The 15,697-nt window shown below is 41.5% G+C and carries 9 protein-coding genes; 2 read left to right on the top strand and 7 right to left on the bottom strand.

Features of this window, described 5'->3' with window-relative positions; translation table 11 throughout:
- Window positions 1-132 precede the first annotated feature (132 nt).
- From UABAM_RS25705 to UABAM_RS25695, 3 genes are read right to left on the bottom strand one after another with little or no spacing between them, the layout of a single operon-like run.
- Entirely contained in the window at window positions 133-810 is a 678-nt protein-coding gene (locus UABAM_RS25705) for a YfaP family protein (RefSeq protein ID WP_151970863.1), read from the bottom strand.
- Window positions 810-1,148, bottom strand: a complete 339-nt coding sequence (locus UABAM_RS25700) for a hypothetical protein (protein ID WP_151970862.1) — start codon at window positions 1,146-1,148, stop codon at window positions 810-812. The genes UABAM_RS25705 and UABAM_RS25700 overlap by 1 nt, the downstream gene beginning before the upstream one ends.
- A 9-nt stretch (window positions 1,149-1,157) precedes the next feature.
- The gene (locus UABAM_RS25695) at window positions 1,158-5,789 is read right to left on the bottom strand and encodes an alpha-2-macroglobulin family protein (RefSeq protein ID WP_173013576.1); all 4,632 of its coding nucleotides are present in this window, start codon (window positions 5,787-5,789) and stop codon (window positions 1,158-1,160) included.
- Window positions 5,790-6,119: 330 nt separating this feature from the next.
- On the opposite strand from UABAM_RS25695, the gene UABAM_RS34100 reads away from it, so the two are divergent.
- Both UABAM_RS34100 and UABAM_RS25685 read left to right on the top strand, forming a co-directional pair.
- A complete protein-coding gene (locus UABAM_RS34100; RefSeq protein WP_151970860.1) occupies window positions 6,120-8,381 on the top strand; it encodes an NADP-dependent malic enzyme in 2,262 nt (753 codons plus the stop codon).
- Window positions 8,382-8,538: 157 nt separating this feature from the next.
- On the top strand, window positions 8,539-11,016 hold the full coding sequence (locus UABAM_RS25685) for a glycogen/starch/alpha-glucan phosphorylase (protein ID WP_229759307.1): 2,478 nt from the start codon (window positions 8,539-8,541) through the stop codon (window positions 11,014-11,016).
- Window positions 11,017-11,235: 219 nt separating this feature from the next.
- Here UABAM_RS25685 and UABAM_RS25680 read toward each other — a convergent pair whose 3' ends face one another.
- The 4 genes from UABAM_RS25680 to UABAM_RS25665 form a co-directional block, all read right to left on the bottom strand.
- Window positions 11,236-11,904, bottom strand: coding sequence for a glutathione S-transferase family protein (locus UABAM_RS25680; RefSeq protein WP_151970859.1), 669 nt, complete (start codon window positions 11,902-11,904; stop codon window positions 11,236-11,238).
- A 70-nt stretch (window positions 11,905-11,974) separates the two neighbouring features.
- Window positions 11,975-12,433, bottom strand: a complete 459-nt coding sequence (locus tag UABAM_RS25675) for a YchJ family protein (protein ID WP_151970858.1) — start codon at window positions 12,431-12,433, stop codon at window positions 11,975-11,977.
- A 53-nt stretch (window positions 12,434-12,486) separates the two neighbouring features.
- Window positions 12,487-12,861: a hypothetical protein gene (locus tag UABAM_RS25670; RefSeq protein ID WP_151970857.1), complete on the bottom strand. Its 375-nt coding sequence runs from the start codon at window positions 12,859-12,861 to the stop codon at window positions 12,487-12,489.
- A gap of 29 nt (window positions 12,862-12,890) precedes the next feature.
- Window positions 12,891-15,536, bottom strand: a complete 2,646-nt coding sequence (locus UABAM_RS25665; RefSeq protein WP_151970856.1) for a zinc-dependent metalloprotease — start codon at window positions 15,534-15,536, stop codon at window positions 12,891-12,893.
- Between the last annotated feature and the right edge of the window lie 161 nt (window positions 15,537-15,697).

Below are 15,697 nucleotides of genomic sequence, written 5' to 3'. Positions count from 1 at the left end.
CTTTTACGGTTTGTTTATCTTTATTGTACAGGATAAGACGCGCAAATGGCAAAACTAATTGCGTTTAAGTTCTCTATGCGTGCGGCGAAATGGAGGGAAAATCTCCAGGAATCTCCTGGAGATTTTGTTGATTTACTGTTGGACGTAAAAAGAACAAACTTCGACGAATTCGCTTCTTTTCGATAGCAATCGATAATAGTCTTTACGCGATTCTTTGGAAGTTCCTTCAAATAACACTACGGTAATTTTTACGCGGGTTTGCCCAGCGCTACCGCCGTAATATTTGGATTTTACGATATACTTGCCATCAATGGCGTTGGATAACATGAACGTTTCTGGTCCAAAGCCATCGGTATCATCGTGATCTAGTTGTCCACCGATTTTTGACTCTTTTGAAGAGTAGTACGTTTCTTCTCCCGAAGGGTCTATTACGTGCAAATCGATGTCGGTCGCGGTGTCCCAGGTCATGAGTATTTTCACATCGCGTTTGGGAACTTGAGAGTAGATCACAACGCTGTCACGCCCGACACCATGTTCATTTTCGACGATGATCTGGATGATATTTTCTCCAGGAGCCAGAACAACTGAGTACTTGAACTGCCCGTTTTTTACATCGAACATGTTTGCCGAGGAATTGATGACAATGTATGCGCGCGAAATGTTGGTATCGCTAATGGTTCCGCTAACCTCAACGATGCGTTTACTGCACTGGCCGCCACTCGGGTCGGTTATTTTTACTGTGGGAGCTTGTGGCTCAGAAGCGTATATTGTCAACATAAGAGTCACAGCGATCCATATTTTTTTCAACATCAAAAACTTCCTTTCTTCACATATTCTTTTGCCATGGACAGAGCCTCCGCTTTAAAGTTTTCTGTGTCGGCCCATTCATCACTACTACCAAAGTTCATGTGACTCCCATCGGCAAAAGCACATAGAAAATGCGAACCTCCCCCGAAAGCTTCTGCCATGGCGTTTACCTCTGCTGTAATAAAAGTACAGGGAGCAGTTTCTCCTGGGCGGTAAACACTCAGTACATATAAGTATTTTATTGTACCTAATGACTGTATATTTCCCAATAAACGCGCTTCAAAAATGTCGGTGGTGAAACTTTCCAACACCTCAGAAGATTCTATTGCAGGTCCGTACATTATTTTCTCCTATTTGACTGTAAATACACTTTCTTGCGAATTGCCACGCACTTCAGGGTAGTACATCAGAGATCCAATCGCGGGTAGTGCGTGGTATTCACCGCTAATGGATGGACGAAAAAAGTAATGTACTTTGTGCGTACCACTGGGTAACTTCGTGAAAAAGAATACCGTTTTTTCATCATGAAATTCACGGTGCGTGTACGTGGCATCTTCTACACCGACAACTTGCATGATGCGATCTTTGGTGATGACCATTGCACTTGCGGGAATGTAATCCTCTAACATTACAAATTCGCGTGTCTTGTCGCTGCTGAGTTCTAACTCCACCATGACGATATCGTCGGGAGATACACTTCCCTCAAGAGCCTTACGCTCGTATGCGTTTTCGGTGCCACTCTTGTGTAAGGTGAAATAAGAACGTTTTACGGCAATACCGTTTGCGGCACTGGCGATGTTTTCTTCTTCGGTAAAGTATTCGATATATGCCGTGTAGTACAAATGATCTGCTTCATTTGCGCAACTCAGTTGGAGTGTGTTTGCTATTTGTAGATTGTTAAAAACATGGGTAGTACCTTGGCTGTTGACGTCTACTGTTGTTGGCTTACCGTTTACTTCTAATGTAACGGGCGTTGTGGTATTTGCTTCCACACCGCGAGAACTTAGATAACTGCACAATGTTAGGACAACTTCCGCGGTGTCCTTTGTAGAGTTCCAACCGCGGTCTTTGCGCTGTGACATTAACCATTCGAGTGCTGGGGAAATCATTTTGTGATTTTTATCCACGGCAATCAGGGCACGAACGACCATTGCGGTTAATTCGATGGCGTTTTTGTCCCAAGACAACGCTTTGGCATCTCCCCAGAAAGGTAAACTGTCTCCAGCAAGTTGTGCTCTTTTGAGGATTTCTTGTACTAAAACTTTCGCCTCTGTAGAACGATTTTCGCGAACAAACGCCAGCGTGAGAAGCGACAACGTATAACTGTCGGCTTTTAAGCGCTCGTCGGTATCGAAAATTTTATCTAGCATGCCATTGGGAAGTTTTTTACCACAAGACAATGCATAGGCAACATAAGCTCTTGTGGCGTAGTTTGCACTGCTATTTGTCAGAGTAGATTGTAAAAACTTCATCGCGCGTTCGATGATTTGACTATTTACTTGGTAATCGAGATTTTTTGCCTGAACGAGTCCCAAAGAAACGTATGCAGAAAGCATCGGGTGAGATGCCTCACCACTACGCCACCATCCCCAACCACCATCTTGGTTTTGAAGTTGTGCGAGGCGTGTGATCCCTGCGTCGACGTTTTTTTGTAGAGTGGCGACATCGACTTTACTTTGTATTTTTTGTAAGATTTCGCTGGCAACGATGTTGGGCATAAATCGCGACATCGTTTGTTCTGCACAGCCATACGGATACTCTAACAGCATGTGTGTTGATTCCTGAATGGCCGCCAGATATCCAGGAAGAACACGAACTACGATTTTGCTCTCGGACAAGTTGGTGTTTTTCGGCAACGCAAAGCTATGGTTGACTTTGGCCTGTAAACGTCCGCTGTAGCCGTAGTTTTTTACGATGCCGTGCGCCAATACCTTTATCTTCTCGGCTTTGGAATCACTGTGTTCTTTTGCGGTAACTTGGCTGTGAATGTTCGCTATTCCGCTGTGCTTTGCCACAAAAGAAACATCTTTGCGCAGCCACTGTCCCGCAGGTACCAAAGTCTCTTGTGTTTTGAGTTTCGCGAGTTGCAAATGAGAACTGCTTTGGATACTGAGTTGCAATTGTTGCGATTTTGCCGTGGCGTTACGTGCTTGTAACGAAAGGTTTCCCTTGTCTCCTATGACAAAAAATCGCGGACGGGTAAGTGCAACCATCACCGGTTTACGTGTAGATGTTTTTTGCTCTAGGTAACCGACGCGTGTATGACGATCGATGGCTCTTATGACAATACGCCAATTGGTTAGATTGTCTGGGAAGTCAAAAGAAACTTGCGCGTTGCCGTCTTTGTTTGTCGTGACAGAACCAAACCATGCAGCGGTGGTTTTGAATAAATTGCGCGTGTTTTGCTTTTGCGCGTTGTCTTTTTTGGCCGCTGGCTTTTTCTTTTGTGCAGCAACAACGGCTCTTTCTCTGCGTGGTGCTGCTGGGGCTGGTTCAGATTCTGATGCGGAAGTTGCGACGTCTTGTGGGGCTTCATCATCTGCTTCTGCAGCGTCTTCATACATAGCATCTCCGGCAGGAGCATCCCCACCCGCAGAATCGTTCAGTTCCATAACGCGTTCCGCCATTTTGGCTTTTTTGTTGTCGTTCTTTTGCGGTCTATGAGGAACAGGAAGGCGCTCTGCTACTCGTGAATAGTCGTAAGAAAGCAAGTTGATGGAAGAACTGCTTTTGATATTTTCGCGACGTAAAGAGTAGAAAAATTGATGTAGTAGCGCATTACGATCGCTTGCCAAAGAGTAAATGGACTCATCGACAACCGCGATCGAAAAATCTGTGGCAACCGCTTTACCTTGGTTGTCTTTAACATCAATGTTAAAAGTTGCTTTTTGCCCTGGACGATACGAATTTTGGTCTGTGGTTACTTTGACGCTCAGGATCTTGTGTTGTGGTGGAACCACAATCATGTGTTGGCTTTCAATAAAACCGTTTTTGTATATGGCCGCGACCTTGAAATAGACATTCGGGGACATATTTTCGGTAATGGGTAACTTAAACACATAACTATTTTCATTTAAGGGAACCACGGTGTACTGTAAAAGATCGACACCTTCAACAGTAAGAATCGGAGCCACTTTTTTCATTGGTAGAACGACGAGTATATTGGCAATATCGTGAATACGATATGTTTTTTTATCGGCGACGAGCAATATAGAATCACCGCTGTAAGAGAGTGGTGCGTCGCCTTCACTCACCCATACCGTTTTTGTGACTTCGCTCTTGCTGTTCGTTGCTTTTACTTTTATGTCCACGGCACCACGGATTGCCGCAGGAATTTCGATATTTGCCATACCGTTTTTGTCGGTGGTACCTGTGGTGGTGAAGAAAGTTTTTGTGGCCAATTTTTCAACAGCTTCACTACTTCCGCCTTTAAGAGACATACGTTCGCGGCGTGTCGCTTCGACAACAAATGGAACAGCTATTGGCTGGGAGTTTATGTCGACGGCTTTTACGGTCACAACGATTTGTTCTTCCAGAGCATAAAGCTGTTTACTGGTTTTCATGTCGAATTTCGTAGGGTAACGCTCTACTTTGATAGATCCTGATCCCGAAGCCGCATTACGACTGGCATCGCGTACCGAAACGCGCAAGCGATAGTTATAGCTGAGTTCATCTTTCGCGGTGGCAAAAGAAAGTGATAGCTTACCGTCTTTCAGTGTGGCACTACCATTTTTTACCAATTGCGGTTTAAAAGAACGAAATTCATTTTTACTATAAAATTGATCTAAACCTATTTCGGAAAACAGCGGTTGGTGAAACGAATTTTTGTAAAGTTCGTAGGAAACTTTACCATTGGTAATTTTACCACCGGCATAGTAGCTACAGTCTATGGTGAAATCGGCTTTTTTTCCCATGAGAATCGCTGGTTGCGCTGGGGTTACACGAACTTTGAACTTAGGTTTTTGGAATTTTTCAACTTGAAATTCGCTTTGAAAAGTTTTGCCAAGGCCTTTGCATTCTAATACGCATGTTCCAAGGGCTGTTTGTTTGGGCAATTCAAATTTCGCGGAAAAGTATCCCGAGCGCGCGGTTGTTTCACCGGAAGCAATTTTGGTTCCTCTGGCATTTTTTACGGTGTAGGAAACGGAAAAATTGCTAGTTGGCACCATGTATTCGCCGCTTTGCTGTAGGCGCATAACACCTTTAAAGTGTACTTTCTCTCCTGGAAGATATAAAGGTCGTTCGGTGTAAATATAGCATTTTTTTACGTTGACAATCGATGGGAAAAACAACGCATCATCGATGGTGAAATCATTCCCTGCCGTAGCTGTGATGAGGAGTTGTGGAGAATAGGTAACGTTAAAATGAGCGATACCTTTGTGGTTTGTCTTACGTGTTTCGATCAGTTTTTTGTTGCGAAATACCGAAACGGAACTATTGGCAAATGGTTGACCAGTTTTACGGTGAACACTATAAACAATGAGTTGTCTCTCATCGCGGCGCGTTATGATCGCCAAGTCGGTAATCGCGGCTAATGTGTATGCGATATAGTTTTCACTACGGCATTCCACTATATACAGTCCCGCACTTTTTACGGTAGAGAAAAGTAGCTTTTTGTATCCATCTCCGCGTGTTTGTCCCAATGGGGGCTTTTTTACAAACGCCACGAGAGAGAATTTGTCATTTGTCGCCACTTTTCCGTGAACTTGTGGTTTTGTTGTTAGTGAGGATTGTTGGATGGCGTAATTCAATTGTGCGCGAACTTCGCGTCCTTCAATCTGTAATTTGTGGAAATTGTTTTGTGAGGTTAAGAAATCATTTGCATGATGAATTTTATACACGCTTGCCTGTAGTGAGTTAGCGGAACCTTCCACACCCACTTCAAGAGCGTTGCCAATTACATTGACTTTCTGTTGTTTTACACGAAAGTTATTGGCAAAGCATGTACAAATCATTACAAGTATAAGAGCATAAATTCTCATAGTGATCCTTTGCATTAAAATACGAATATAGAGTTGGTATAAACCACCCCAGAGTAGAGATTTATTATTCCAATATACACATTAGAGCATTTTTATCATAAAAAGTTTCCAAATTTTTTATGCAAATAGTACAATATTCTGTCGATTGCCAAAATGCAAATACAACTATAGAGTGACGGACAAAAGTGTGGAGGTTACGCGCACACAAATACAAGGAAAACAATGTATCCGATTTTTCTACTGTAAAGAAAACAACATCCAAGATATGAGTCGAATAAATACTTTTGTCTATCGCGATATACACACAATTTCAACGAAGAGGATGATTTGATGATCAAAAAAGAAGATGCACTCCATTACCACAGCAAAGGACGCAAAGGAAAAATAGAAGTAACGCCCACCAAAGAATGCTTTACGCAGCGAGATCTTTCTCTCGCGTACTCTCCAGGTGTTGCCCATCCATGCCTTGATATTGAAAAAAATCCCCAGGACGCATATGAATACACTGCTAAGGGAAATCTTGTTGGGGTAATTTCAAATGGAACAGCAGTTCTCGGTCTTGGTAATATTGGTCCGTTGGCTTCAAAGCCGGTGATGGAAGGCAAGGGAGTACTGTTCAAAAAATTTGCGGATATTGATGTCTTTGATATTGAGCTCAATACACAAGACGCCGATGAATTTATCCGCACAGTACAACTACTAGAGCCTACCTTCGGTGGTATCAATCTTGAAGATATCAAAGCTCCTGAGTGTTTTTATATCGAAGAACAACTGCAAAAAACCATGAACATTCCTGTTTTCCACGATGATCAACACGGAACAGCCATTATTTCGGGTGCGGCTCTGATCAATGCGCTTGACATTATCGGTAAAGATATTTCAAAAATTAAAATTGTCATAAATGGAGCGGGAGCTGCCGCCATTGCCGGTATTCGTCACTATTTAGATCTTGGGGTTGTACAGGAAAATATCATCATGTGTGACCGCAAAGGGGTTATTTACAAAGGGCGTGGTGATGAAAATCCATACAAAGCTATGTACGCCGCCGAAACAGATTGTCGTACGCTAGAAGAAGCGATGAAAGGTGCCGATGTATTTCTCGGTTACTCCGTTGGAGGAGTTGTTTCGAAGGATATGTTGCGTTCCATGGCCAAAGATCCCATTGTTTTTGCTCTTGCAAATCCTGATCCTGAAATTACCTATGAAGATGCTCTAGATGCTCGCGATGACGTGATCATGGCAACAGGGCGTTCCGATTACCCTAACCAAGTAAACAACGTTCTTGGCTTTCCATTTATTTTTCGCGGTGCATTAGATGTACAAGCAAAATGTATCAATAAAGAAATGAAAATAGCTGCGACACACGCTCTTGTAAAACTCGCACGCCAACCCGTTCCCGAATCTGTTGCCCATGCTTATGGTGTGGATGAATTTAAATTTGGCCGTGATTACATTATTACAAAACCGTTTGATCCACGCGTAATCGTTTGGGAAGCATCTGCCGTTGCGAAAGCGGCGATGGATACAGGTGTTGCGCGAATTAACATTGATATTGAAGAGTATAAAAATCGCCTAGAGTTCCGTATGGGTAAATCGCGTGAAATAGTGCGGGTGATGATCAATAAAGCGAAAAATTCTGGTACGCGTATTGTGTTTCCCGAAGGTGAAAATGAGAAAATACTACGTGCGAGTAATGAGATTGTCGAAGAAGGCATCGCACATCCTATTCTTGTGGGAAATAAAGAGAAAATACTCCTCAAAATTAGCGAGCTAAACCTTTCCACCGAAGGTATCGAGATTGTCGATCCCAACACCTCACCGCGTTTTGATGCTTACACCGATGAATATTTCAGACTACGTCAACGCAAAGGTGTTACCTTAGTGCAGGCCAAAGAGCTTCTCAAGTCGCCTATGCGTTTTGCGGCGATGATGGTGGAAGTAGATGAGGCCGATGGAATGGTGGCAGGAATTGAGAACTCCTACATTGAGACCATTCGTCCTACAGTACAAATTTTAAAGACTTCTCCTGTGGCAAAAACACTCGCGGGAATGTACATGATGATCGTTAATAACAATATAAAATTGTTTGCCGATGTAATTGTGAACGTCGATACCGATCCCGAAATTCTTGCGGATATTGCCATCCTATGTGCAAAACAAGCACGTCAATTTGATATTGAGCCTCGCATTGCAATGTTGTCGTATTCGAACTTCGGTAACTCAAAGCATCCTGAAGCTTTAAAGATGAAGAAAGCCACTGAAATTGTCAAGCAACGCGCTCCGCATCTAGAAATTGATGGTGAAATGAGTGCTGATGTCGCGATCGATGATCAGATTCGCGAAAAGAACTATCCGTTCTCCACTTTGAAAAAATCGGCCAATATTTTGATCTTTCCGGAGCTATCTGCGGGAAATATTGCATATAAATTATTGCAAGCATACGGTGGCGCGGAATCAGTTGGACCGATCCTGCTTGGAATGAATAAACCACTACAGCTTTTACAAATGGGTTCTAGTAGTGTTTCTGACATTGTAAACATGACCGCAATTGCCGTAGTTGAAGCACAAGGAAAAAAGGATAGCTCTACGTAATCCTGCTGGAACATCAAGTATAGAAATATGCTAGTGTGCGATGCCCCCACAATCGGCGATTAGCTGGCGGGAGGGCACCGCGTATTAGAAAATTGTAATATTAACTTTAACTTTACGCATCAACCTACAACCGCTCTTTAAACGAAAGGCGAACAAATTGAAAGCAAATTGGGACAATATAGATGCGCAGATCACTATGCAAAAAGAAAGTTTAGCAAACTTTTTCGTACATTATTTGAAATTTTTTGGCGGAAAAGATCGCTACAGTGCAAGTGAGTTAGACGTTTATAATGCTCTAGCTTATACAATTCGCGACCATATCATTGAAAAATGGCTGGCGACCAAGGTACTGTACAACAAAAGTCACTCAAAGCGCATTTACTATTTGTCGATGGAATATCTACTCGGCCGACTCTTTAGCAACAATATTATCAACCTCGGGGCAGATAAAGAATTTCGCGAAGGCCTGAAAAAACTAGGTGTTGATTGGGAAGACTATACCCCATGGGAACGAGAGTCAGCCCTGGGTAATGGTGGTCTTGGACGTTTAGCTGCATGTTTCCTGGACTCGATGGCAACTCTAAATCTTCCTGCCATAGGTTATGGACTTCGTTATGAATACGGTATCTTTCGCCAAGATATTTGCCAAGGTTACCAGGTAGAAGAGCCTGACGAATGGCTGAAGTTTGACAATATATGGGAAATGAAACGTATTGAACACACTGTTCCGGTGCATTTCGGTGGAGAAGTCGAAACGTATCACATTGACGGCGTCGAAAAATTCAATTGGTGTCCTTCTTACACAGTATTGGGAATACCATATGATATGCCTGTAGTGGGTTATGGTAACAACATTGTCAATACTTTACGTTTATGGTCAGCAAAAGTTAGCGAAGAATTTGATTTACAAGACTTTAACCAAGGAAATTATATTGATGCTGTTAGTGAAAAAGTCGAAGGCGAAACCTTAACAAAAGTGCTCTATCCCGATGACCGAACAGAGAGTGGTCGCGAGTTGCGTTTTCGTCAACAATACTTTTTTGTTTGTTGTAGTATTCAAGATATTATGCGTAAGTTTTTAAAGGAAAGTAGCGACTTCAGAGATTTTCCTAAAAAAGCAGTTATTCAATTGAACGATACCCATCCGTCGATCTCTATCGCAGAATTAATGCGTATCTTGGTCGATGAAAAACACCTTCCTTGGGACGTGGCGTGGGACATCACTCGCAAGTCGTTTGGTTATACCAATCACACCATACTTCCCGAAGCTTTGGAAAAATGGCCCGTGGAGTTTTTTCAACGTCACCTTCCGCGTCATTTGCAAATCATTTATAAACTCAACCAGCACTTTCTACAGGAGGTTTCTGTACAAAATCCTGGAGACAACGACATACTACGTCGTATGAGTTTAGTGGAGGAGTATCCTCAGAAAAAAATACGTATGGCTCATTTGGCAATCATTGGTTCTACTTCGGTAAACGGTGTATCTGAAATACACAGTGAAATCTTAAAAGAACAAGTCATGCCTGATTTCTACAACAGTTTTCCACATAAGTTTAACAATAAGACAAACGGTATTACGCCACGTAGATGGTTACTGCAGGCGAATCCATCGTTAGCAAAGCTCATTACGGAAAAAATAGGCAAAGAGTGGATCACCGACTTAAGTCAGCTAAAGAAGCTCGAAAAGTATGCCGATGACAAAGATTTTCGAAAGCGCTTTGATAAGATCAAATTGGAAAACAAGAAAAAACTTGCGAAGCTCATTGAAATAGAAACAGGTGTTGTTGTTGAAGACGATGCTATTTTTGATGTGCAAATTAAGAGAATACACGAATATAAGCGGCAGTTGATGAACATTTTACACGTCATTCATCTATATTGCGAGCTACGCGATCATAAAAATTTTAAAGATGCGCCACAACGCGTCTTTCTTTTCGCCGGAAAAGCCGCTCCTGGCTATTACATGGCGAAAATGATCATTAAGTTGATTCTGAATGTTGCGAAAGTCATCAATAACGACGAATTGATCAAAGATAAAATTAAAGTGGTGTTTATTCCTAACTACAAAGTTTCCTTGGCTGAGACGATTATACCCGCAACGGATATCAGCGAACAAATTTCCACCGCTGGTAAAGAAGCTTCGGGGACAGGTAACATGAAGTTTGCCTTAAATGGTGCTCTTACGATTGGAACTCTTGATGGAGCCAATATTGAAATCATGAATGAGGTAGGCAAAGAAAATATTTTTACTTTTGGCCTCGACATTGATGAGATTAAGGCAAAACGTGAAGGGAATTACGAACCGTATCAGTTATATTCGGAAAATCCGAATATTAAAAAGGTGATCGATTTAATTCAGTCGAACTTCTTTTCTCTGCACGAACCAGGTATTTTTGAGCCAATCTGCAATTCGCTACTGACCCAAGATCAGTATTTTGTCTTTGCGGATTTCAATGCATACATGGAATGCCACGAAAAGATTTTGCAAGAATATAAAAATCAAAAACAGTGGACGAAAAAAGCCATTTTGAATGTCGCGCGGATGGGTAAGTTTAGTTCTGATCGAACGATCAATGAATATGCTGCGGATATTTGGAAGGTTTCCCCTGTTAAGCCTAAAAAGGGTAAATAAACTTCAGTTTTATTGAGACGGAACTACCACAAGGTGTCATTCCTGCGAAAGCAGGAATCCACAATATGAAGTAAACTTTAAAGCGCCTGGATCCCTGATCAAGTCAGGGATGACACCCTAATGGTAGTTTTGTAGTTCCAGAGAACACACCAATGGTAGTTTTGTAGTTCCAGAGAACACCAAAAGTAAAAAAAGCGTACAAATGTACGCTTTTTTTTTCTACTTTTGCATCTTAGCTTGCATACCTGCTAGAGCCTGTTTTTCTCCAGCAATAAGTTGTTGGTAGTGCTCACGTGACACGATGCTTTGATACCATTTGGCTAACTCAGGGTATTTTTCGGCATCGATTTCGTAATCTGCGTGCTGCAGATTGATAAAGTTGCTGGCAACGCAAATATCTGCCAAACTGTAGGTGTTATTGACAAAGTATTCTTTCCCCTTGATTTCTTGTTCTAGGTAATTCAAAAACTTAGGGGCCGATTCAATGGCTTCTTTGACCACATTTTCATCTGTTGGTTGGCCAGCTAAAAGGGGCATGACAATTCTTTGTCCGAAAATACCAAAAACGATTGCTGGCGCAAAAGTACTTCCTGAATATGCTTCAAACCATCTTGCACGAGCGCGATGGTAAGGGTCTGTCGGCAATGCCGAATTTTGTGGAAAGCGCTCTTCTAAGTAATTTACTATAGCACTACTGTCATTAATAGCACGTCCTTCTTCATCTACCAATACCGGTATTTTCCCCAGAGGACTTATTTTTAAAAATTCGGGATCTTGCGAAGGCGGTGCCATTACGTGGTCGTGATCAATACCTTTTTCTATTAAAAGAATTTTGACTTTACGCACAAATGGGGATAATGTTACACCGTGTAGCGTTAGTTTTCCCATAGTAAATTCCTTAAAAAAATATCTGTGATTTTGTCATTTAAAACGTTAGGTTTGCAGGTGGACAATAAATTTAACGTCCACAGCACTTTTTATATTTTTTACCGCTGCCACAAGAACAAGGGTCGTTGCGTCCTACTTTGTCGACTTTCATGGCCATTACTTTTCCTTCATCGAAAAACCATTCGTTGTCAATTTTTTTGAACGTCGACTTTTCGTGATGTTGTTTGCGTATGCCTTTTTCTGAAAAGTGGGCGATAAATTCAACGTATCCTTCAGAAGAATCCATTATATCTAATCCATGCCATGTTGCGCCTTTTGACCAAGCCGTAATGGACTCCTCATCACAATCGTCACGATGATCAGGGTGTGTCGTATCTATTATATGTTGTGCAAATCCTTTTACGTAAGCGGTATATCTAGAGCGCATTAACGCTTCTGCAGAGCTCGCCACCTGTTTTTTTTCAATAATCGGGCCGCAACAATCATCATAGTTTTTATTTGATTGGCAAGGACATAGTTTAATACTCATTACGATCTCCAAAATGAAACGCTTGCTCTAACCGTGTAGAGCAAGCGCGTTTTTTAGTCTTCTTCTTCTTCTTCTTTTTGCAAAACTTGGATAAAGTCGTAGCTGTATTTTTCAACAATCGTGTCTGTTGTGGCTGTCGAAACACCATTTTCAATGAGCCATTTTTCCCAAACAGAGTCAATTGATTTTACTTCTCCAGCGGTCATAGTGCTACGCATATCCATGCCAGAGACAAGAGGTGCCACTTCTTCCATCGTTTTGTAAGTCGCAATCAAAAGAGATTTGTACTTGCTGTCACTGACAGGTGTATTGTTGTAAAGTTCGTCAATAGATCTCTGTAGAGAAGTATCACTCATCTGGCAGTTACTGTCTATTTCATTTGAAATGATGTCATATACAAACACTGCGAAGTCAGTTTTATCTATCATTTGTATACTTTCTGTACAATAGTTGTTTTCTATTCGTCAATATATTCCGTTATATTGTATTTACTTTTTAACAAATGCGCCACGGAAGCACTGTCTAAAATGTCTTTGTTTTGTAAAATTTCTTCGATTTTTTCAAGTAAAAAAGTAAGATTTTTTAGCGCAATGCTTTTTGCATCTGTTGGTATTGAAATTTCGATTTCGTCATCTAAAAAATAATAAATCCAAAAATCTAAGTACGCTTGCTGCAAATTACGACGAAAACTCGAAATAAAAGGCGTACTGTTGGTGTATTTTTTATTTTTGTCGAGCGCATACAACTCACTCCAAATACCGTCCGTTAATCCATCGAGTAGATCGGCGATGGTAAAAACCTCGTCACCTTTTTTTATTTGCAAAGGTGAATTTTCTAAACGCATCAATGTCATTGGCTCAATCAAGTTTAACAATACAACCGTTTGGTAAGCAATAATCATATCGTGTAGTGGATATGTGGCAATATTGTCTAGCTCGTTCGTCCCCCAATGCCACCATGTTCCTGGGGCAAGGTGATTTAGTACCTCTGGAGAAAAGTTAGGTGAAGCAAAAATTGTTTCATTTAAGAATTTTAGAGATTGACGTTGTTTTTCCGCGGGAATAACAACGAAAGGGTTGCGCGCTTTGGGGTCACCCTTGTGGTCCCAATATAAAGATTGTCCACCTATACTGCGGGCAACAACAATCGAGTTGTAAGCATTTTCTGCGAGTAACATGTCAAATGCTTGGCGTACTGGATGGAATTCTTCTCCTTCGGCAACGTAGCGCTTCAATATATCATCCGACAGTTGACGCAACAACTCCCTATTTTGTTTGGCAAAAGCGATGTGGTCACTACTTAAGTCCCAACGGAAAATAAAGGGATCGGGGTCGATAGCTGATGCGTAAAGGTCATTGGCGTATGCCAGACCATCTTCGGCACAACGTTGTGCTATTTTTTGTAGTTCAGCATCTTTTACTTGGGCATACCCATACTGAATTGCCCAGTAATCATAAGGACCGATGGTTGTTGTTAGGTAATTTCCTTGTGGCTTACCCTTAGGGGCGAAGTTAATGGGGTTGTAATCCATTACTGAGCCAGAGGTTGCGGCAGGTTTTTCTTCGCTATTGATTTTATCAATGGACAACCAACTACTGGCCTTAAAGTTATGATATAAACCAAGGGTATGTCCCACTTCGTGCATGGTGACTTCTTTTACAAATTGCCCAATAAATTCTAAAGGTACGTCTTTTTTTCCTTTTGCACGCATAATGCCATATGCAAGACGTAGTTGTTGACACTTGTGTTCGCCGTGAGTACATACAGGAATGTTGCGCTTGCGCATCACCGATAGTAAGTTGCGTTTGCGTTGTATTTTCTCGTGCTGTTGCGGAGAAATAAAATGTAAACGCTTTAACGGATTTAGTTTTCCCATAGCTTCCAGTCTCTTGGCAAATTTGGCATCGTGCTTAAGAAGAGCAAATGCGTTGTTCATCGAAACGTGAGAGCCTGCGGCGTAGCGTAGCATACTATCGTCGAAAATGATATCGGCATCGAGAATTTCTCCGGTCATAGGGTTGACCCGTGAAGGACCAGCAGCAAATCCTAATTCATTTGTTGTCCAACGAAAGAAATTATAACGTGCATCTTCTGGGTCGAGATCATTAAATTGGGTAGCGGTTTGTTGACGTACGATAATTGCGTCGACAAAACCAATTTTTTCAAAGGCCTTGTTCCATTCTGCAATACCTTCTTTTACGTATTTGCGATAACGATAAGGTACTGTTTTCTCAATATAAAATATAATGGGTTGTTGTGGTGGAGAAAGTTCCAGCGATGGGTCTATTTTTTGTAAATTCCAACGGTTTATGTAACGATGAAATTTATTTCGCGCGCTATACTTTTTGGCAAAATCTTTAATGGCGACGCCGAAGTAACCAATACGCGTATCAGCGACACGAGGTTTGTAGCTACTAGGAGGTATTGCGGCGAGACTGAAATGAACGGAGAGTGGATAACTGCGACGTAAGTCCATAGTATCCGAAAAGTTTTCGTCTCCGGAAAATTTTACGCCGGTAAAAGCTAGTTTCACTCCTAGTTCCACATTGCTAGGAAAAACTTTCACCTTATTCCAGGTTCCTAGAGTAGGATTTAATTGAAATTGGCCTTCAAGTAAAAAAGGAGCGACAACAGATAGACCAGCAATATCACTCTTGAAGATACCCGCTAAATCAATTAAATATTTACTTCCACTCTTTGCTAGAATAGGTACTGCGCGAATAATTGTGGCGGGAAATGTGCGCTGTACAACTTCTTCCATAGTTGTTTTTTTTGCTCTATAACGCAGATCTGGACGCATGAGAAGTAGTTTTTTACCCTGTTTTTGCCAGTAAACCATCATGTGATCCCACTGCATTCCTCCATAAACACCGCTTGATATAGTCATGGCTAACAAAAACGGTTTGTTAAACTTGCTTGAAGGAATTAAAGCGTACAACTCTTCGTTCTTTTTATACAAAGAGAAAAAGCCTTCCATTGGTGTCATTTTTTTCGTTATTTCATCTGCGGATGGAAATTCTGGTTTTGGCTTTTTGTTATCAGCAACCATGGAAGTTGCCGCCAAAAAGGCAAAAGCGAATATTGTAACCAGGTATCTTTTCATCGACTTGTTGCGAGATTCCCTTATCGGGTTTATTTGCGCTCAACTGCAAGTGAAGAGACTAAACCTCGCATCTCCTTTCCAAGAATAGAAAAAATTGTTATCCAAACATCTTACAATGCATGAGTATGTCATTTAATTTTGTTCATTCTATGTATTTTATT

This window comes from Candidatus Uabimicrobium amorphum (assembly GCF_009002475.1).
Classification (GTDB): domain Bacteria; phylum Planctomycetota; class Uabimicrobiia; order Uabimicrobiales; family Uabimicrobiaceae; genus Uabimicrobium; species Uabimicrobium amorphum.
Note: the sequence above shows the minus strand (reverse complement) of the source record. Positions and strands in the feature narration are given on the sequence as shown.

Coding starts and splice junctions, on each gene's coding strand:
- UABAM_RS25665 (WP_151970856.1), bottom strand. CDS start 15,536: ATGAAAAGATACCTGGTTACAATATTCGCTTTTGCCTTTTTGGCGGCA.
- UABAM_RS25700 (WP_151970862.1), bottom strand. CDS start 1,148: ATGTACGGACCTGCAATAGAATCTTCTGAGGTGTTGGAAAGTTTCACC.
- UABAM_RS25695 (WP_173013576.1), bottom strand. CDS start 5,789: ATGAGAATTTATGCTCTTATACTTGTAATGATTTGTACATGCTTTGCC.
- UABAM_RS25705 (WP_151970863.1), bottom strand. CDS start 810: ATGTTGAAAAAAATATGGATCGCTGTGACTCTTATGTTGACAATATAC.
- UABAM_RS25670 (WP_151970857.1), bottom strand. CDS start 12,861: ATGATAGATAAAACTGACTTCGCAGTGTTTGTATATGACATCATTTCA.
- UABAM_RS25675 (WP_151970858.1), bottom strand. CDS start 12,433: ATGAGTATTAAACTATGTCCTTGCCAATCAAATAAAAACTATGATGAT.
- UABAM_RS25680 (WP_151970859.1), bottom strand. CDS start 11,904: ATGGGAAAACTAACGCTACACGGTGTAACATTATCCCCATTTGTGCGT.
- UABAM_RS34100 (WP_151970860.1), top strand. CDS start 6,120: ATGATCAAAAAAGAAGATGCACTCCATTACCACAGCAAAGGACGCAAA.